Origin of the sequence: Iodobacter violaceini (assembly GCF_011601265.1) — a bacterium.
In the GTDB taxonomy this organism is placed as follows: Bacteria; Pseudomonadota; Gammaproteobacteria; order Burkholderiales; family Chitinibacteraceae; genus Iodobacter; species Iodobacter violaceini.
In genome coordinates, this window is the sequence record NZ_JAAOLX010000007.1 from 173,836 (window position 1) to 191,223 (window position 17,388).

The 17,388-nt window shown below is 52.0% G+C and carries 16 protein-coding genes; 12 read left to right on the plus strand and 4 right to left on the minus strand.

Annotated elements, in window-relative coordinates:
• Positions 1–71 precede the first annotated feature (71 nt).
• A complete protein-coding gene (gene dnaA / locus HA050_RS14505; RefSeq protein WP_115228760.1) occupies positions 72–1,442 on the minus strand; it encodes a chromosomal replication initiator protein DnaA in 1,371 nt (456 codons plus the stop codon).
• A 235-nt stretch (positions 1,443–1,677) separates the two neighbouring features.
• Here dnaA and rpmH point away from each other — a divergent pair, with 235 nt between their 5' ends.
• The 7 genes from rpmH to HA050_RS14540 all read left to right on the plus strand — a co-directional run bounded on the left by rpmH (position 1,678) and on the right by HA050_RS14540 (position 6,762).
• Positions 1,678–1,812, plus strand: a complete 135-nt coding sequence (gene rpmH, locus HA050_RS14510) for a 50S ribosomal protein L34 (RefSeq protein WP_099399737.1) — start codon at positions 1,678–1,680, stop codon at positions 1,810–1,812.
• Positions 1,813–1,876: 64 nt separating this feature from the next.
• A complete protein-coding gene (rnpA, locus tag HA050_RS14515; RefSeq protein WP_166827561.1) occupies positions 1,877–2,203 on the plus strand; it encodes a ribonuclease P protein component in 327 nt (108 codons plus the stop codon).
• Positions 2,191–2,400 carry a membrane protein insertion efficiency factor YidD gene (gene yidD, locus HA050_RS14520; RefSeq protein WP_115228759.1) on the plus strand — a complete coding sequence of 70 codons (210 nt, stop codon included), beginning with the start codon at positions 2,191–2,193 and terminating at the stop codon, positions 2,398–2,400. The genes rnpA and yidD overlap by 13 nt, the downstream gene beginning before the upstream one ends.
• Positions 2,401–2,424: 24 nt before the next feature.
• Positions 2,425–4,095, plus strand: coding sequence for a membrane protein insertase YidC (yidC, locus tag HA050_RS14525; RefSeq protein WP_166827563.1), 1,671 nt, complete (start codon positions 2,425–2,427; stop codon positions 4,093–4,095).
• A 67-nt stretch (positions 4,096–4,162) separates the two neighbouring features.
• On the plus strand, positions 4,163–4,561 hold the full coding sequence (locus tag HA050_RS14530; protein WP_166827566.1) for a DUF6841 family protein: 399 nt from the start codon (positions 4,163–4,165) through the stop codon (positions 4,559–4,561).
• Positions 4,562–4,580: 19 nt separating this feature from the next.
• Positions 4,581–5,915 (plus strand): tRNA uridine-5-carboxymethylaminomethyl(34) synthesis GTPase MnmE, encoded by a 1,335-nt coding sequence (gene mnmE, locus HA050_RS14535; RefSeq protein WP_166827568.1) that lies wholly within the window; start codon positions 4,581–4,583, stop codon positions 5,913–5,915.
• Between the two features lie 349 nt (positions 5,916–6,264).
• A complete protein-coding gene (locus HA050_RS14540; RefSeq protein WP_166827570.1) occupies positions 6,265–6,762 on the plus strand; it encodes a DUF6630 family protein in 498 nt (165 codons plus the stop codon).
• Positions 6,763–7,240: 478 nt separating this feature from the next.
• Here the strand turns inward: HA050_RS14540 and HA050_RS14545 are convergent, their stop codons facing one another.
• Positions 7,241–8,230 (minus strand): NAD(P)/FAD-dependent oxidoreductase, encoded by a 990-nt coding sequence (locus HA050_RS14545; protein WP_166827572.1) that lies wholly within the window; start codon positions 8,228–8,230, stop codon positions 7,241–7,243.
• 311 nt (positions 8,231–8,541) lie between these two features.
• Here HA050_RS14545 and HA050_RS14550 point away from each other — a divergent pair, with 311 nt between their 5' ends.
• The 4 genes from HA050_RS14550 to HA050_RS14565 all read left to right on the plus strand — a co-directional run bounded on the left by HA050_RS14550 (position 8,542) and on the right by HA050_RS14565 (position 14,118).
• Positions 8,542–10,281 (plus strand): ATP-binding cassette domain-containing protein, encoded by a 1,740-nt coding sequence (locus HA050_RS14550; RefSeq protein ID WP_166827575.1) that lies wholly within the window; start codon positions 8,542–8,544, stop codon positions 10,279–10,281.
• Positions 10,282–10,546: 265 nt separating this feature from the next.
• Positions 10,547–12,286: an ABC transporter ATP-binding protein gene (locus tag HA050_RS14555; RefSeq protein ID WP_166827577.1), complete on the plus strand. Its 1,740-nt coding sequence runs from the start codon at positions 10,547–10,549 to the stop codon at positions 12,284–12,286.
• Between the two features lie 140 nt (positions 12,287–12,426).
• Positions 12,427–13,029 carry an FMN-binding negative transcriptional regulator gene (locus HA050_RS14560; protein ID WP_166827579.1) on the plus strand — a complete coding sequence of 201 codons (603 nt, stop codon included), beginning with the start codon at positions 12,427–12,429 and terminating at the stop codon, positions 13,027–13,029.
• Between the two features lie 210 nt (positions 13,030–13,239).
• Entirely contained in the window at positions 13,240–14,118 is an 879-nt protein-coding gene (locus tag HA050_RS14565; protein WP_166827581.1) for a phosphoribosylaminoimidazolesuccinocarboxamide synthase, read from the plus strand.
• Between the two features lie 8 nt (positions 14,119–14,126).
• Here HA050_RS14565 and HA050_RS14570 read toward each other — a convergent pair whose 3' ends face one another.
• Positions 14,127–14,273, minus strand: a complete 147-nt coding sequence (locus HA050_RS14570) for a hypothetical protein (RefSeq protein ID WP_166827583.1) — start codon at positions 14,271–14,273, stop codon at positions 14,127–14,129.
• A gap of 52 nt (positions 14,274–14,325) precedes the next feature.
• On the opposite strand from HA050_RS14570, the gene HA050_RS22485 reads away from it, so the two are divergent.
• Positions 14,326–15,546 (plus strand): EAL and HDOD domain-containing protein, encoded by a 1,221-nt coding sequence (locus tag HA050_RS22485; RefSeq protein ID WP_166827585.1) that lies wholly within the window; start codon positions 14,326–14,328, stop codon positions 15,544–15,546.
• Here HA050_RS22485 and HA050_RS14580 read toward each other — a convergent pair.
• On the minus strand, positions 15,543–17,222 hold the full coding sequence (locus HA050_RS14580; RefSeq protein ID WP_166827587.1) for an LTA synthase family protein: 1,680 nt from the start codon (positions 17,220–17,222) through the stop codon (positions 15,543–15,545). The two genes, HA050_RS22485 and HA050_RS14580, sit on opposite strands and share 4 nt — an antisense overlap.
• Between the last annotated feature and the right edge of the window lie 166 nt (positions 17,223–17,388).

Here is a 17,388-nt window from a genome sequence, read left to right on the forward strand (position 1 = left end):
TTTTAAAGCCACACGGCCGGCAAACGGGCAAACCAGCCGCGAATTTGAGCGCCTGATTTACCCACAAAAAATTAACTACGCAGCATTTGCAACAATACACCGTACTGATGGGCGATTTCGCTATCGCTGCCGCGCATTTCTTCGATGGTGCGGCAGGCATGCAGGACTGTAGTGTGGTCCCGCCCGCCAAACGCTTCACCAATCGCAGGCAAGGACATTTGTGTCAGCTCTTTTGTCAGCGCCATGGCAATCTGCCTTGGCCGTGCAATATCACGGGTGCGTTTTTTAGAATGCATATCTGCAATCTTGATTTTATAAAAATCCGCCACCGTTTTCTGAATATTTTCTACCGATACCTGACGGCTGCCAGACGCCAAAATATCTTTCAGGGCTTCTTTTGCAGCATCCAGTGTAATCGGCTGATTGGTAAAGCGTGAATAAGCCAATACCCGTTTCAATGCGCCTTCTAACTCCCGCACATTTGAGCGGATATGTTTGGCCACAAAAAACGCCACATTGGCATCAAGCTTGAAATTTTCACGCTCGGCTTTTTTCATCAGAATGGCCACGCGCATTTCCAGCTCTGGCGGCTCAATCGCTACTGTCAGCCCCCATGAAAAGCGCGAAGTCAGGCGCTCTTGCAGGCCGTCGATTTCTTTTGGATAGCGATCCGATGTGATAATAATTTGCTTGTGCGCTTCAACCAGGGCGTTAAAAGCATAGAAGAATTCTTCCTGCGTTTTATCTTTGCCCACAAAAAACTGAATATCATCAATCAGCAGCAAATCCAGCGAATGATAGTAGCGTTTAAACTCGTCAAACGCCTTGTGCTGGTAAGCGCGCACCACATCCTGCACGTATTTTTCGGCGTGAATATAGCGGATCTTGGCACCAGGATTACGCTGATGCACATAATTACCAATCGATTGAATCAAGTGAGTTTTACCCAGGCCTACGCCGCCATACACAAACAGCGGGTTGTAGCTTACGCCAGGGTTTTCAGCCACCTGAATCGCTGCGGCGCGTGCCAGCTGATTGGCCTTACCGGTAACCAGCGTTTCAAAGGTAAAATTTGGGTTTAAGCGTGTTGTTTCGTGATTGGCCGCAGACACACTAATCACGGCTTTGGCAGGTGCAGGCTTGCCTTCGGCAGCACCGGCATTGCTGGCCTGAGGCGCAGCAGCAGGCCTTTGCATGGAGCCAACACGCAGGGCAATCACCGGCGCATCGCCACTTGCAAAGCTGGCAGCAGCTTCTTCAATCATCCCAAGATAACGATCACGGATAAATTGTAAGAAAATCTGATTAGGTACGATCAGGTTTAAGCCTTCATCGGTCATTTCAACCGTAAGGGGTTTAATCCAGATACGAAACTGGTCCGCGCCCAAACGACGCTCCAACTCAGTAAGGCAGTGGGGCCAGCAATTTTCCAGCACAGACATAGGGGTATCCTGTCCGTCGTGATTCGCAAACACGCAAATATACCTCGTTAAAAAAGAGGCCCACGACGAAAGCGGTGATGTTATTCAAGGAGAACGAGGAGCGATTGTACCGCTTCATCCCATACTTATCCACAGCCCTATTATGCAGCGGATCAATAAAAGGTATTGACAAGACAGCCCAGTAGCTATGTAATCAACGGTTTACTTCGGTTTTGTTTGGCAGGGATCCAATATTATGAAACGTACATTCCAACCTTCAGTTATCAAACGCAAACGCACTCACGGTTTTCGTGCACGTATGAAAACCCGTGGTGGCGTAGCTGTTGTTAATGCTCGCCGCGCAAAGGGCCGCAAGGTTTTGACCGCTTAATTGCGGGCAAAAACCTTGAAGCTAAACTTTGTTGGGACACACCCAAGCTGGTTTTGCGCGCAATATGCGCCTGCTAAAAGCGGATGAATTTTCATCCGTTTTTAGTTTGCGCTGTTCTTCTTCCAATGAGTTTTTTCAAGTACTTGGCAGGCCCAATGGGCTGGATCACGCCAGACTTGGTTTAGTTGTTGGTAAAAAAACAGACAAACGGGCCGTAGGCCGCAACTACATCAAACGCACAGTGCGGGAAACATTTCGCCTGAACGCAAATAAAGTATCCGGCATCGATCTGGTGGTACGTGCACGCCGGCCATTTGGAAGAAAAGAAGGCGCCGCAGCCCGTGAAGCACTTATTTCACTGCTCGGCAAGATTCACAAATGTCGAAAATAATCGTCGCGCTACTGCAACTTTACCGGTTTACAATAAGCCCGCTCCTTGGAGCGCGTTGTCGCTTTACGCCAAGCTGCTCCCAATACGGTATTGAAGCCGTCACACGCTACGGCGTAGTGAAAGGGAGCTGGCTGACTACTCGCCGGCTGTGCCGTTGCCACCCTTGGGGTGGCTGTGGCTATGATCCGGTACCATAAATCTGCATACCCTTTCGAGCCAAGATGGATACCAAAAGACTCATCCTCTTTATCGCGTTGTCATTCGGCATTCTGTTCTTCTGGCAGAAGTGGATGGAAGAGCGTTACCCACAAATAAAAACGCCTGCAACCACTGCAAGCGCAACGAATGGTGCCTCGCCACAAGCCCAAACCACGCCCGGCCAAGCCCCGCAAGATGCAGGCAGACTGCAACGCGGCCAGCGCATCACGGTTAAGACCGACCTCTTTAATGCAGAAATCGACACAAACGGCGCTGATTTACGCCGCGTAGAATTGCTTAAACATGGCATGGTCGATAATGCTAAGAAGCCATTTGCCCTGCTGCAGGACGAAGGCGAACACGTCTATGTGGCACAAACCGGCCTGATCGGTGAAGGCCTGCCAACGCATAAAAGCATTTTTACCAGCGCACAAGCCGCTTACCAACTGGCTGAAGGCCAGAAGGAAGTTTCTGTTCGCCTGGAAGCCGCTGGCCCGGATGGTGTAAAAATCGCCAAGATCTACACATTTAAACGCGACAGCTATCTGATTGATGTGAAGTACGAGCTGGTTAACGGCTCCGCTAAACCATTAACCACATCGGCTTACTACCGTTTGCTGCGCGATGGCAAAACACCTGAAGGCAGCGGCGGCCATATGGGCGCAACTACCTTTACCGGCCCGGCTGTTTACACCGACAAGAAGAAATTCCAAAAGGTTGAATTCAGCAAGCTGGACAAGGGTGAAGCTACCTACGAGCAGGCAGCCAAAGACGGCTGGGTTGCCATGCTGCAGCACTACTTTGCCAGTGCCTGGATCGTTTCCCCTACTGGCTTGCCAGCAGTGGGCGGCACAAATGGCGTTCGCTATGAGCTGAAAAAACTGCCGGATGGCCTCTACTCTGCCGGTGTGATTGTTGATTTACCAACAATTGCCGCCAATGCAAAGTATGAAACCAGCGTTCCGTTGTTTGTTGGCCCGGAAGAAACCCGCGTACTGAACACCGTATCCGAAGGTTTTGATCTGATTAAAGATTATGGCATTTTCACCATTTTCTCTAAGCCCATCTTTGCTGTGCTGGATTTTATCCACAAGATGGTTGGCAACTGGGGCTGGTCGATTATTCTCCTGACCATGCTGATCAAAGCCATGTTCTTCCCTCTGGCTGCCGCGAGCTACCGCTCTATGGCTAAAATGCGCAAGCTTGCACCGCGCATGGAACAGCTGAAAGCGAAGCATGGCGATGACAAGATGAAGTTCCAGCAAGCCGTGATGGAAATGTATAAAACCGAGAAAGTAAACCCGCTGGGTGGTTGTCTGCCTATGCTGGTACAAATTCCGGTGTTTATTGCACTCTACTGGGCACTGCTGGCATCGGTTGAATTACGTCAGGCACCATGGATTTTCTGGATTACTGACTTATCGGTGAAAGATCCTTACTACGTACTGCCAGTGCTGATGACGATCTCGATGTATATCCAAACATCGCTGTCGCCACCACCACCGGATCCGATGCAAGCTAAGATGATGAAGATTATGCCGCTGATGTTTAGTGTGTTCTTCTTCTTCTTCCCGGCAGGCCTCGTTGTGTACTGGGTAGTGAATAACGTGATTTCTATTGCCCAGCAATGGTATATCACGCGCCAGATTGAAAAAGCAGATGACGACAAACCTGTTAAGCTAGCCAAAGCTTAATCAGTCTCTGCCAGATAACGCCGCCCTCGGGCGGCGTTTTTCATTTCAGAGCTATCGGGTGTTTGTGATGACTACACAGCAAATTCATACCGAAATTGAGCAGTTTTTTAATGCGTATTGCCTTGCTTACAATCAGCAGGACAGCCAGAGTGTTGCCAGACTGTTTGCCAGGCCTTCAGGTATTGCACAGCAAGGAAAATACACTCATTTTTCCAGCCCGGATGCCACAGCTAAGAATATGCACGAACTTTGCCAGTGGTATGCAGAGCAAGGCTTCTTACAAGCAAGCTTCAAAATTAATCACCTGTTTTTGCAAGGCAGCCAACATGCCATCGCAGATATAGACTGGCAAATAGAGCGCAAGCAGCAAGCGCCGTGGCTGTTCCATACCACGTATAATCTGATTAAAACATCGCAAGGCTGGCTTATTCTGCTTTGCACCGCTTACGAAGAAAGTTTCACTTAATCCCCATACCGAGTACGCCATGCTTTACACCCCCGACACCATCGCCGCCATTGCCACTGCCCCCGGTCGGGGTGGCGTGGGCGTTATTCGTATTTCTGGCCGCAATCTGGGCGATATCACAGAAAAGCTCATTGGCAAGCCCTTAAAGCCCCGTTACGCCCACTTTGCCCGCTTTAAAGCCGAAGATGGCACGGTGCTGGATGAAGGCATTGCACTGTATTTCCCAGGGCCCAATTCATTTACTGGCGAAGAAGTGCTGGAGCTGCAAGGCCATGGCGGGCCTGTGGTGATGCAGATGCTGCTGGCACGCTGCCTGGAGCTGGGCGCGCGCTTTGCCGAAGCGGGTGAATTCAGCAAACGCGCATTTCTTAATGGAAAAATGGATTTGGCTCAGGCCGAAGCCGTTGCCGATCTGATCGACGCCCAATCCGCCGCAGCCGCCAAATCAGCGCTTAAATCGCTGGATGGCGCATTCTCGCGAGAGATTCATGTGCTGGTCGACGAGCTGATCACCCTGCGCATGCTGGTAGAAGCCACACTCGATTTTCCCGAAGAAGATATCGACTTCCTTGAGGCCGCCAATGCACATGGCAAATTACTGGAGCTGCAAAGCCAGCTGCAACGGGTACTTGGCACTGCCACACAGGGCAAATTGCTGCGTGAGGGCATGCATGTGGTGCTTATCGGCCAGCCCAATGTAGGCAAAAGCAGCCTGATGAACGCCCTGGCCGGGGAAGAAATCGCCATCGTCACCGATATTGCCGGCACCACCCGCGACACCGTGCGCGAGCTGATTCAGCTCGATGGCGTGCCCGCGCATATTATCGATACCGCAGGCCTGCGCGACACCACCGATACTGTTGAGAAAATCGGCATTGAGCGCACTTGGGCCGCCATTGCCAAGGCCGAGCTGGCCCTGCTGCTGATCGACAGCCGCATTGGCATTACCTTGGATGACCAGGCCATTCTGGATAAACTCCCGCCCAATCTGCCCGTACTGCGTGTTTTTAATAAAATTGATCTGACTGGCGATGTGCCGGGTATTGTGGCCGACAATGAAATCCACGTTTCTGCCAAAGCAGGCATAGGGCTAGATGAGCTGCGCAGCAAGCTACTTACCTTAGTAGGCTGGCACGGCCATGATGACAGCGTATTTATCGCCAGAGAACGCCACCTGAACGCCATCCGCCGCGCCCAAAGCCATCTGGTCACAGCAGAATGTGCCTATCTGCAAATCGAAATCTTTGCAGAAGAATTACGCCTGGCACAAAACGCGCTTAGCGAAATTACCGGGCAGTTTACTTCTGATGATTTACTCGGCGTGATTTTCAGCCGTTTTTGCATCGGCAAATAACGCCGCAAACTCATTAAAAAACCCGCTTAAATGCGGGTTTTTGTTTTGAGCAAGAAGAAGCACACCGCCCCTTTCTGCCTTATATGAATCAACTTTCCCCTCACAAAACAGATGCAAAAAATCCACTGACCTGCCTATAACTTAGCAATGTGGCATCTTGCTGACAGCTTGGCTAAAGTAAGTGCCTGTGCAATCCAAGCGTATTATGATCAGGATATTATGCTTTTGATTGGCTATATCACGGTTTGATATTGCATAAATACATGATTTAACTGACGACCCCCCAGGCAGCAGCGTAGAATTTCCTTTCAATTTACTTTCATACATACCGTACTAAAAGGAGTCCACCGTGAGCACTACTGACGAAGCAGCCGTTAAGCGACTTTTAGAACTGATTAATCTGGATGACAGTGCCGCTGTAGAAGCGCAATGGGCGGCATTTGAAGAAGAGCTGGATGCACAAAGCGATGACGAATCTGATGATGAAGTGGAGCTGATCTGGATCATCAAAGACGTAATCGACTGGGAATCGGGCTTTTTTGTAGATTGGAAAGACACCGAATCCTTTATTGCCAGCGTAGAAGCACTGGCAGAGCGCGTTGATGTCAGTATCGACTGGGGCGTGGACGACCCGGACGATGATGAGTTTTTAGATAACACCAGCGTGCCGGACCTGATGGAAGCCGCATTCGAGCAACTGCGCACCCATGGCTATACGCTTTGGAACTGGGCAACCGACAGCGATTGCTACGGCGGCTGGATAGCTAAAAGCGCAGATGATGAAGAAATGCTGAGCCTTGCTGATGCGCTGGGCGTGGAATTTAGAACGGGTGATATGCCGTTTTAGGCTGCAGGGGACAATCCCGGCACAAGCTAGTTTTGCAGGGCGGGAGAAACCCGCGAGCAACGCTAAAAAGTACGTGAGATTCACCCCATATGCGCTAAGCAAAATCAAAAAGATCTTTTGAGTGCCTTCGGCACGTTGATTTTGGTGCGGGCGTCCCGCGGGACCTTCCTTTTTTGTGTGGCCAAGAAAGGAGGCGAAGCCACAACCCCAATAGCACGAAGGCCCCTGCGCTGCGGACAATCGAGCCGGCGGCGGGCGGGATTGGCTCGCTGCCTCGCTCCCTGGCCGAAACCCCGCCCCGCTTGTTCCTCGCTACGGCGTGTTTCAAGGGGACTTTAAAGCCCTATGCAGAGAGCGTGGTTATTATTTTTTTTGCTGAGCTCTAATGAAAAAACATATTGCTTAGCGTGCATGGGGTTGCACCAACCCTACAAAAAACATTTCGCTTAAGTTGATAAGATTGAGGCTTCCCCGCCACTTAAACCAACAAAGCCCCAGCCAAAGCAAACCCGGACCGGTAAGCGCCTTCTGCTTTGCCGCCTGCCAGCCAATCCCCTGCTAAGGCCAGGCCATCATCACTGAGGGCGTAGGGCTTTTCTGCTGCAGGTATAGCGCTGCTGGAATAGCGCCAGCGGTAGGCGCTCATTTGCAGCAGTTTGAAGACGGGTAAATTATCCACCGGCATATCGTGAAATAAATCGCCAAAAGCGCGGGTTAACAGGGCACAGGCTTTATCTGGCGTTAAGGCTAAGTGCTCGCGCGACCATTCTGGCGAGGCATGCGCCACCCAGTTTTCTTCGCTGCCACGGCCAGGTTTGCTGGTATTCCTGGCCAGCCAGGTAAACGGGCCTTGGTTAATAAACAAGCCATCAAAGGGCAGATCGATGGGTCTTGCCGAATGAATCAGCAGCGCCCAGCATGGCTCCATCGGGCAAGATGCAGCAACAGCGGCCAAAGCGTGGCCTGCCGGAAGCAGCGGTGCCAGCTGATCAGCGGGCATGGTCAGCACCAATTTGCCAGCTTGCCAGCTTTCCTCGCCTGCCAGCACTTGCCAGCTGCCATCCAGATTGCGGATGCCGTCGATATCAATCTCAAATAAAACTTCGATGCCTTCAACCAGCTGGTGCAATGGTGCGTCCATGCCTGGCACACCTACCCAGCGTTGTTGTGGGCCTGGCTGGCTGAAATACTGGCCATCCCATGCCAGAATTTTGCCTGCCCATTCACCCACACAGCCCGCCTGCTGCCACTTTGCAAGCTGTGCTGCAAAATCACTGTCACTGGCGGTAAAGTATTGCGCGCCGTGATCCCACACGCCTTTTGCCGTACTGCGGCAAGCCATACGCCCGCCTAAACCCGGCGCTTTTTCTAAAACTAAAACCTTCTTGCCTGCGTCCTGCAAGCGCCGCGCACAGCTTAAACCTGCCATGCCTGCGCCAAGAATAAGTACATCGTATTGGGAAGACATGTTTTCTCTCTTCAATCATTAAATAAATCTGCTGCCAGATCTTACCAGCCCGCTACCCGGCTCTGCTGACGTTTATTTCACCACTCAGCTCAGGCGAACAACAAAGAGCCTGCTTGCCGCTTATAAAGGACGGCCTGCTCTGCATTGCCGCCACTCTGTTCAGCACACCGTACATTTAATACACAAGAAGCAGGTGATGCTTGCTTTTCAGCTTACCAATTCCTAGATAAACTCTTGCGTAATATCTAAGTATTAAAATACGCGAACATACTTCGTTACTGCATCACCTCAAGCTTTCGAGATTACTCCATATGACGCTGTTTAAATTATTGGGCGACTTTGTCCGCCGCCATTGGCGTGCCTATATTTTGGCGGCGCTTATGCTGTTTGCTGTAGCCGTGCTGACGGTATGGATTCCACGTAAAGTGGGAGAGCTTATTGATGGCTTAGTTAATAAATCGCTGACGCCTGATTTATTGCTCTGGCAATTGGCAGGGCTGATTGCCATGGGTCTGACGATTTACTTTCTGCGTGTAGGCTGGCGCTTGCAGCTGTTTACCGCAGCCTATCGGCTGGGGATTGAGCTCAGGGTGCAGCTTTACCAAAAGCTGGCCGCCCAGGGCCCGGCTTTTTATCATCGCCAGCGCACCGGCGATTTAATGGCACGCGGCACCAATGATATTGATGCCGTAGAAATGGCCGCGGGTGAAGCCATGCTGGCCGGTTTTGATGGCTCGATGACACTGATCCTGGTGCTGGCCATGATGACGCTGGGTATAGACTGGCGGCTTGCTGCTGTTGCACTGCTGCCCTTCCCTTTGATGGCCTTTGGCTTTTGGCGGCTGTCACGTCAGGTGCACCAGGCTTCTACCGACTCGCTGCAACGCTTTTCAGCGCTGAACGATCATGTGCAGGAAACGCTGGCGGGCGTGCGCACGCTTCGTGCTTTGGGCTTAGAAGGCCGTAACAGCAAGGTGCTGTCTGGTCTTGCCGAAAACGCGGCCAAAGCCAGCCTGGATGCACAGCGCTGGGAGGCCGCATTTGAGCCAGTGGTGGGTATGACGCTGACTGCCGCCAACTTATTGACGATCTCCTTAGGCGGCTATCTGGTCTGGCACAATCAGCTGACCATTGGTGAGCTGACCAGCTTCAGCATGTATCTGGGCCAGCTGATCTGGCCGATGTTTGCAGCGGGCTGGGTACTTTCCTTGCTGGAGCGCGGTAAAGCTGCGTGGGAGCGGCTTGATCCGCTATTGAGCCAGCCACTGACCGTGGACGATCACGGCACGGTTGAAACCGCACCAAGTGGCTTACTCAATTTTGACGCGATTGAATTTACTTACCCTGAGCAAAACACTGCTGCACTGGCAGGCATTTCACTCAGCCTTGCAGCCGGACAAACGCTGGCTCTGGTTGGCCCGACCGGTGCGGGTAAATCAACACTGCTGCGTATGCTGCTGCGCCAATACCACCCGGAAAATGGCTCAGTACGCTGGAATGGCGTGAATGTTGAAGACTACAAATTGCAGCAGCTGCGCTCGGCCATGAGCTGGGTACCTCAGGAATCGTTTTTATTCTCGGCATCGGTCGCAGAAAATATTGCCCTGATTAAGCCAGACGCCACGCAAGCCGAGATTGAGCATGTCGCTAAGCTGGCGGCGGTGCACGACGATATTCTGCGCCTGCCGCAGGGCTATGAAACGCCGGTTGGTGAAAAAGGCGTATCGCTCTCTGGCGGACAACGCCAGCGCGTCGCCATTGCCCGTGCCCTATTGTCTGACGCACCACTGCTGCTGCTTGATGACGCGCTGTCGGCAGTGGATACGCAAACTGAAACGCAAATTCTGGAGCACTTGCGGGATGCCAAGCAGGGCCGCAGCATGATTATCGTCAGCCACCGCCTCTCTGCCGTGGTCGACGCCAACCATATCGCGGTACTGAAACACGGCAGGGTGGCAGAAAGCGGCACGCATCAGGAGCTGGTCGAAAAAGACGGCTGGTACGCCAGCCAATGGCGCTACCAGCAGCTGGAAGCAAGCCTGGAAGAGTGATTTTCACTTACACACAATGTTTAAAACCCTAAGTTCTGCAGACACAAAGCTAAGAGAGAACACAGAGCGCACTGAGAAAACCTTTAAAACGAGAACTTCGCAGAGCGGGTGAAACCCTCGACAATGAGTGAGAAATACGCTGCCTTCACCCGTCCTACAGCTTTTTACAGTTTTTCTCTGCTTTCCCGGAGTTCTCGCCTTTGTCTTTCTCCGTGTTATCTGTGTCTACAGACTTAAGGTTCGTTTTAACCAAAAAGGTTGATGTATGAGCGAACGTAAGCAAGCTATTTCGCTGCTTAATAAGGCGGCACTGCCGGAGCGCCGCCATTTATGGCTGGGTTTATTCTGGCTGATCAGTGCTGCGTTGCTGGAGGCCGCCGGGCCACTCCTTGGCAAGGCGTTTATTGATCAGCATCTCTTGCCGCGCGTTTTAAACTGGCCAGAAATTTTTATGCTTTTGGGTGGCGGGCTGGCCTGCGGCTGGGCGGCGTCTTTGATCCGCTATATGCAATTACTGCGGCTTGCCGGCGTGGCGATGCGCTCGGTTAAACGCCTGCGTGAACAGGTTTACAGCCATGTGTTAGCCCTGCCAATGGCGTATTTTGATAAAGCCATCACGGGCCAGCTGGTCAGCCGCGTGACCAACGATACCGAATCAGTTAAAGCGCTGTACGTACAAGTGCTGTTTGTGATGCTGGACAGCCTGATCGTGGTGCTTGGCACGCTGTCGGCCATGGCCTGGCTGAACTGGCGCCTCATGCTGATGGTGCTGATCCTGATTCCGGCGGTGGTTTTAATTGTGTGGCTGTATCAGCGCTGGAGCGCGCCATCGGTCACCAAAGCACGTCAGCTGCGCAGCGATATCAATGCCCAGATGGCCGAATCCATTGCCGGGATGAGCGTGGTGCAGGCAACAAACTCTGAGCAACGCTTTGCCGGCCGCTTTCAAAGCACCAACAACAGCCTGTACGCCGCACGGATGGCAGAATTGCGCGCCAATGCCTGGCTGCTGCGCCCTGCGCTCGACTTTTTAAATGTGGCGCTGCTGGCTACCGTCATCTGGGTATTTGGCAAGCAAAGCTTCAGCGGTCTGGAAATCGGTGTGCTCTACGCCTTTGTCAGCTATATCGCCCGCGTGGTAGAGCCGCTGATCCAGATCACCATGCAGTTCAGCCAAATCCAGCAAGCCGTGGTTTCGGCGGCACGGGTTAATGTGTTACTGGGTGAAAAGCAAGCCATCAATGGCGATGGCCAAGGGCAGGTCAGCCAGGGCGCCGTGCACTTTAAAGACGTGGCTTTTGGCTATGATGCCAGGCTGCCAGTGCTGCACGATCTGTCGCTGACGATTCCGGCGGGCTCTTTCTACGGCATTGTGGGCCATACCGGCAGCGGTAAATCAACGCTGCTTTCCCTGCTGCTGCGCTTTTACACGCCGCAAGCTGGGCAGATCGAAATTGATGGCTTCCCCTTGCTGGAAATTGGCGATGCCGCATTCAGAAGCGGTGTTGGCCTGGTACCACAAGACCCGTTTCTGCTGGCATCCAGCGCGCGCGACAATATCGATATGGGCCGTAAACTCAGCCAGGAAGAAATCGAAACCGCCGCCAAAGCAGCCAATGTGCATGAGCTGATTTTAAGCTTAGAAAACGGCTACGACACCGACATGGGCGAAAGCGGCACGCGGCTCTCTACAGGCCAGAAACAGCTGATCGCCATCGCCCGCGCACTGGCAGGCAAGCCGCGCATCCTGCTGCTGGATGAGGCCACCTCGCATATCGACAGCGAAACCGAGCAAATCGTCCAGCAAGCGCTCAGCCGCCTGCACGGTAAAGTCACCATGATCTCGATCGCCCACCGCCTGTCTACCATCCGCGACGCCGATCAGATCATCGTACTTAACCACGGCCATATCGCAGAAAAAGGTAATCACGACGAGCTGATGCAAATCGAACGCGGCATTTATCAGCGGCTTTATCTGTTGCAGCAGCTGGATGCGGGCGTTTAAAAAAACCAAAGCTCTGCAGACACAGAAAACACAGAGGTAAAAAGCAGCACACTGAAAAACCCTTAAGAGATTAAGGTGTGTGCTCTCCGTGATCTCGTTTAGCTCTGTGTCTGCAGAACTTCGCTTTTAAAGGTTTAACCATGTACACCCCTGCTGCTTTTGCCATCAAAGACACCGAAATCCTGCATCAGTTTATCCGGGATTACGGCTTTGCCACATTGGTTAGTCAAGTGGATGGCAAGGCCTTTGCCAGCCATTTACCACTTACTTTAATTGCAGAAGAACAAAAGCTGGTAGGCCATATCGCGCGGGCTAATCCACATTGGCAAGCGTGGCAAAACGACGCTCAAGTGCTGGGGATTTTTCAGGTGCCGCACGGCTATATCTCACACCGCTACTACCCCAGCGGGCCACAAGTGCCAACATGGAACTACAGCGCCGTGCATGTGCAAGGCAGTATTAAACTACTGGACAACCCCGCCCCGGCCTTAGCTGCCCTGCTCGCCCAATACGAGGGCGAGCCTTACGCACGGCCAGACATCATGCCCGCCGAGTTTATCCAGCGCTTGCAGGCGGCTATCGTGGGCTTTGAAATCAAAATTGAATCACTAATTGGTAAATTCAAACTAACACAAGACGACCCCCGCGCCGAGCAGAGCCGCATTATTGAGGCCTTAGCCCAAGGCTCGCCTGCCGATCAGGAGCTTGCAACTTTTATGCAAAAGCACAAACCCACGTTTTGAAACCCGGAGTTTCACAGAAAAATAGATTCCTTAAAGTTTTCTCTGTGTGCTTCGTTTTCTCATTTAGCTCTGGATCTGCAGAACTTCGCTTTTCAAAATGTGCAGGGTGAGCGCCTTTTGGCAAGGAACTGGCCAGCTTTTATGCAAAAGTGGCCAATAATCGGGCAAAATAGCGGCCTGTTGCTCCACTTTAGCCTTAAGGATTTTGCGATGACCGGCCTTACCACGACCAATTTGACCAGCCTGACTAAGATTTACTCGGGCAAAGTACGCGATCTTTACGCGATTGATGATGCGCGCATGCTAATGATCGCAACCGACCGCCTTTCTGCATTTGACGTGATTCTGGCCGAGCCGATTCCTGAAAAAGGCAAAATCCTGACCGCTATTTCCAACTTTTGGTTTGATAAGCTAAAAGATGTGGTGCCCAGCCATTTCACCGGCGAGCGTGCCGAAGACGTGGTCAGCGCAGCTGATTTGCCACAAGTTGAAGGCCGTGCCGTGGTAGTCAAACGCCTGAAGCCGGTTGCCGTAGAAGCCATTGTGCGTGGCTATATCGCAGGCTCCGGCTGGAAAGAATATCAACAAAACGGCACCATCTGTGGCATGCCTTTGCCTGCAGGTTTGCGCGAAGCAGATCAATTACCAGAGCCAATTTTCACCCCGTCCACCAAGGCAGAATTGGGCGACCACGATGAAAACATCAGCTACGCACGCTGCGAAGAAGTGATTGGCGCGGAGCTTGCCGCCAAGGTGCGCGATACCGCCATTGCACTCTATAAAGCTGCCAGCGTTTACGCAGCCACCCGCGGCATTATCATTGCCGATACTAAATTTGAATTTGGTCTGGATACCGATGGCACGCTCTGCCTGATGGATGAAGCACTGACACCGGATTCCAGCCGCTTCTGGCCTGCCGATCAATACGTGCCAGGCAGCAACCCACCGAGCTACGATAAGCAATTTGTGCGTGACTGGCTGGAAACCACCGGCTGGGATAAAACCCCGCCAGCGCCAGCGCTGCCTTTAGAAGTAGCGGAAAAAACCGCAGCTAAATATCGTGAAGCACTGGATAAGCTGACTAAGTAATCCATGCATCAATCAGGGCGGTAGATTCTTTTTGCAGAAGCCACCGCCCTTTTTCCTGGCTGAACAAAAAATACATTGACCACGCTGGCCCCTCCTGCAATCCCCCCGTCTTCTGCTAGGCTTAAGCACTCATCAGCCTGGTATTCAACGGCCATGTTCAAGTTCTTACAACAGCTTTTTTCGAAACCAGCACCACCGGCTCCCCCTGTGAACCCCGCACATCAGGGACCAGCGATTACTTTGCAGCTGCAGCACGTTAATATTATTGATAACAGCGGCAAGATCGTGGGCAGCCTGCTGCGCAGGCGGGCACAAAATAAAGAAAGCCTTGCACAGATTCTGCTTGAAGAAGGAGAACTCATCCGCCACGCCGTGCGGCTTGGCACAACGATGAGCAAAAAACGCCTGCGCCTCTTAGAAATCTCTGCCGGCAGCCTGCTGCAACCCGAGCTGGCTCAGCTGGCAGCTCAAGGCAATATGCTGCTGCTGAACACCAATACAGCCCTGCCGGACCGTGGACTTGCCGCCTTACAAAAGCTGCAGAAAGCAGGCATTGGCCTCGCCCTTCAGCTGCCCGCAACCTGGTCATCCGAAATCATCGCCCAGGCGCAATGGCTGGCTTTTTCTGTGAATGGCAAGCTGGCCCCGGATATCGAAAGACTGGCAAGGCGCATTCATGTGCAAGGCTTAGAAAAACCCATGCTGATGCTTGATCTGGCATGGCACGATGAATTTCAGCTTTGCCAGCAGCTGAATATTGCCTATGCAGCAGGCAGACTGTTTCATCAGAGCACCTGGCAAGAGGGGCCTGTCGAAGCAGGTTTTTTAAGAATTATGGATTTACTGAATTTGCTGCGGCAAGACGCCAGTAATAGCGAAATTGCAGTCTCGCTTAAAACCGATCCGCTGCTCTCATTCAGGGTGCTGGCGCAGGCAAATTCTGCAGCAGAAGCACGCAATAAAAAAATCGACACGCTGGACCAGGCCCTGGTAACCATAGGCAGAGAGCGTTTATACCGCTGGTTATCTTTGCTGCTGTTTTCTTTACCTGGCCAGGAAAAACCCAACCCAGGCTTGCTGGAATACGCCTTATTACGTGCCGAGCTGACCGAGCGTCTTGGCAGCCAGCGCTGGCCTCAGGAAAAAGATCACCTGTATTTGCTGGGCCTGTTTTCTGTGCTTGAGCAGCTGATCCACCGGCCTCTTTCACAGATTGTCGGGCTGCTTAAGCTGCCGGAGGCCGTCTGCGCGGCTTTGCTGCACGGCACGGGGCCCTACGCGCCATTTTTAAACCTCGCCATTGCCAGCGAATCTGCACAGTGCCCGGATGCCAGGCTGCTGGTTGCATGCGGCATCAATGCAAATCACTATTTCAAAGTGTATTACGAGGCACTGCTGAGTGTAGAGGCCGCCAGCGAAGAGGCTTAAAACAAGCGCTCTGCAAATAATGCAGGCTCAAACACCTTGCGCCACTCCACTTGCTGAGCGGGCACAAGCTGATCTGGCTCTCTGGCACAAAGCGCAGATAATGCCCCCCAGAATGGATCTTGCTCAGGCAGCAACTGCGCTAACTCTCCTGGCAGACAAAACATCGGCTTATCGGCCAGATTGCTTGCCATACTGGCCGCTATATCAGGCGTGCTGGCTTTGATAAACAAAGGCACTTCCGCACGTGTTCGCCATTGCTGCGGCGTTAATTTATAGGCAAAGCGAAATTTATCGTTGCGATCGCCTTTACTGCGGAAGAAGTGATCGTCAAACACGCCTTTACGATAAAACGCCGCGGTTAAAGAAGGCTTATGATCGCCAATTAATGCAATTACCAGCGGGCGTTTGCGCTTTTTAGCCTGCGCCTCAAGCTGTTTTACAAATTTTTCCAAGTGTTTGACTGCGGCATCCAGGCGCTGATTGTAATCGCCCAAACCACCGTCATAATCCCTGTCTGTGTAGTTGCCGTGTGTCATCACTGTCACTAAAGACAGCATGGTTTTGCTCTTAGCCGGGCCTTCCGCATAGGCTTTGAGCGCCGCGTCGTATAAAAGATCGTCCGTTGGCCAGGTTCTGGTTTTCCAAGACATTTCTTCTACAAAGCGTGTAGAGCTAAAACCAAAGCTGGGGTAAACATCGCGCCGCTTCCAGAAATTACCATGAAAATTATGCATACCAATCGTTCGGTAGCCCGCATCTTTGTAGCGGGAAACCAGCGTTGCTGCATCCTCACGATAGCTGCTGGCATAATTCTGATAATCAATACCCGGCAATACTGCTGACGATAAACCAGTAAGCATTTCAAACTCGGCCTCTGCCGTACCGCCGCCGTAAACGGGGCTGAGCATCATGCTGGCGCTAAAGCCCTTTTGCTTTAAACGCGCGATCGGTGTGATAAAGCGCTCATCATTCAGGCTGGTAAAACACGCCTCGCACAAAATCAGCGCCACATCCGGCTCAATGGCCTCCTGAGTTTTAAGCGAGCCCAGCTTATAAAAAGAATGCGGCCCGGCGGCGGGCAGCTTTACACTTTCAGCCGTTTGGTAAAGGTGGACTAAGAGGCCGTTCTGACGGGTATTCTGGATAAAATTATATGAAAGATAACTGGCATTAAAATGCTCGGCCAAAAGACTGCTTGTGGTTTTATTAAGCACACCATGATCAAATATACGCGTTAATAAAAGCCCGGGTAAAAGTAAGGCCAGAACCAGCCGCCACCATGCAAAACGAGGCCTTTTCCAGATACCCAAACCCACTGCACACGCCACCAGCAGTGTAAAAGCAATCATTTCCCAGTTTAAATAACTGGCTAAAGACACACCCTGTGACACTTCAAACAAATCACGGGCCAGCAGCGGCTCGCCCGTTTGACCTTCTTTCAGCCAGCTGGCCTGGCATAACAGCCCCTCTAAACTGACCGCAGCTACCGCAGCAGCCCAGCGGTTTAACAAAAGCGCCAGAAATGCAAACAACAGACCAGAAAACAAGAGCCGCTGAGTGTTCCAATTCTGATCCACAAAAAACCGGCCAAGCAGCAACAGAAGCACAGGGCCCAGAATATAGGCCAATTGCTTAGCAATTTTTTTAAATGAAGCTGTATTTACAGAAGACGACATCAGCATAAACCGGCGAGTGCACACATAATCCAAAAGGGCGGCAAATCTATCATAAAATCAACACATTAACGTAATAAAATCATAATGAAGCAAAATATTTACAGACAAGCCCCAGCAGCAAAGCAATCACTCTGCATTCCTCTGTAATAAAAACCGACCTCATTCA

Excerpts from the sequence above, each read along its gene's own strand:
- dnaA (WP_115228760.1), bottom strand. The coding sequence starts at position 1,442 with ATGTCTGTGCTGGAAAATTGCTGGCCCCACTGCCTTACTGAGTTGGAG.
- rpmH (WP_099399737.1), top strand. The coding sequence starts at position 1,678 with ATGAAACGTACATTCCAACCTTCAGTTATCAAACGCAAACGCACTCAC.
- rnpA (WP_166827561.1), top strand. The coding sequence starts at position 1,877 with ATGCGCCTGCTAAAAGCGGATGAATTTTCATCCGTTTTTAGTTTGCGC.
- yidD (WP_115228759.1), top strand. The coding sequence starts at position 2,191 with ATGTCGAAAATAATCGTCGCGCTACTGCAACTTTACCGGTTTACAATA.
- yidC (WP_166827563.1), top strand. The coding sequence starts at position 2,425 with ATGGATACCAAAAGACTCATCCTCTTTATCGCGTTGTCATTCGGCATT.
- HA050_RS14530 (WP_166827566.1), top strand. The coding sequence starts at position 4,163 with ATGACTACACAGCAAATTCATACCGAAATTGAGCAGTTTTTTAATGCG.
- mnmE (WP_166827568.1), top strand. The coding sequence starts at position 4,581 with ATGCTTTACACCCCCGACACCATCGCCGCCATTGCCACTGCCCCCGGT.
- HA050_RS14545 (WP_166827572.1), bottom strand. The coding sequence starts at position 8,230 with ATGTCTTCCCAATACGATGTACTTATTCTTGGCGCAGGCATGGCAGGT.
- HA050_RS14550 (WP_166827575.1), top strand. The coding sequence starts at position 8,542 with ATGACGCTGTTTAAATTATTGGGCGACTTTGTCCGCCGCCATTGGCGT.
- HA050_RS14555 (WP_166827577.1), top strand. The coding sequence starts at position 10,547 with ATGAGCGAACGTAAGCAAGCTATTTCGCTGCTTAATAAGGCGGCACTG.
- HA050_RS14560 (WP_166827579.1), top strand. The coding sequence starts at position 12,427 with ATGTACACCCCTGCTGCTTTTGCCATCAAAGACACCGAAATCCTGCAT.
- HA050_RS14565 (WP_166827581.1), top strand. The coding sequence starts at position 13,240 with ATGACCGGCCTTACCACGACCAATTTGACCAGCCTGACTAAGATTTAC.
- HA050_RS14570 (WP_166827583.1), bottom strand. The coding sequence starts at position 14,273 with ATGGCCGTTGAATACCAGGCTGATGAGTGCTTAAGCCTAGCAGAAGAC.
- HA050_RS14580 (WP_166827587.1), bottom strand. The coding sequence starts at position 17,222 with ATGTCGTCTTCTGTAAATACAGCTTCATTTAAAAAAATTGCTAAGCAA.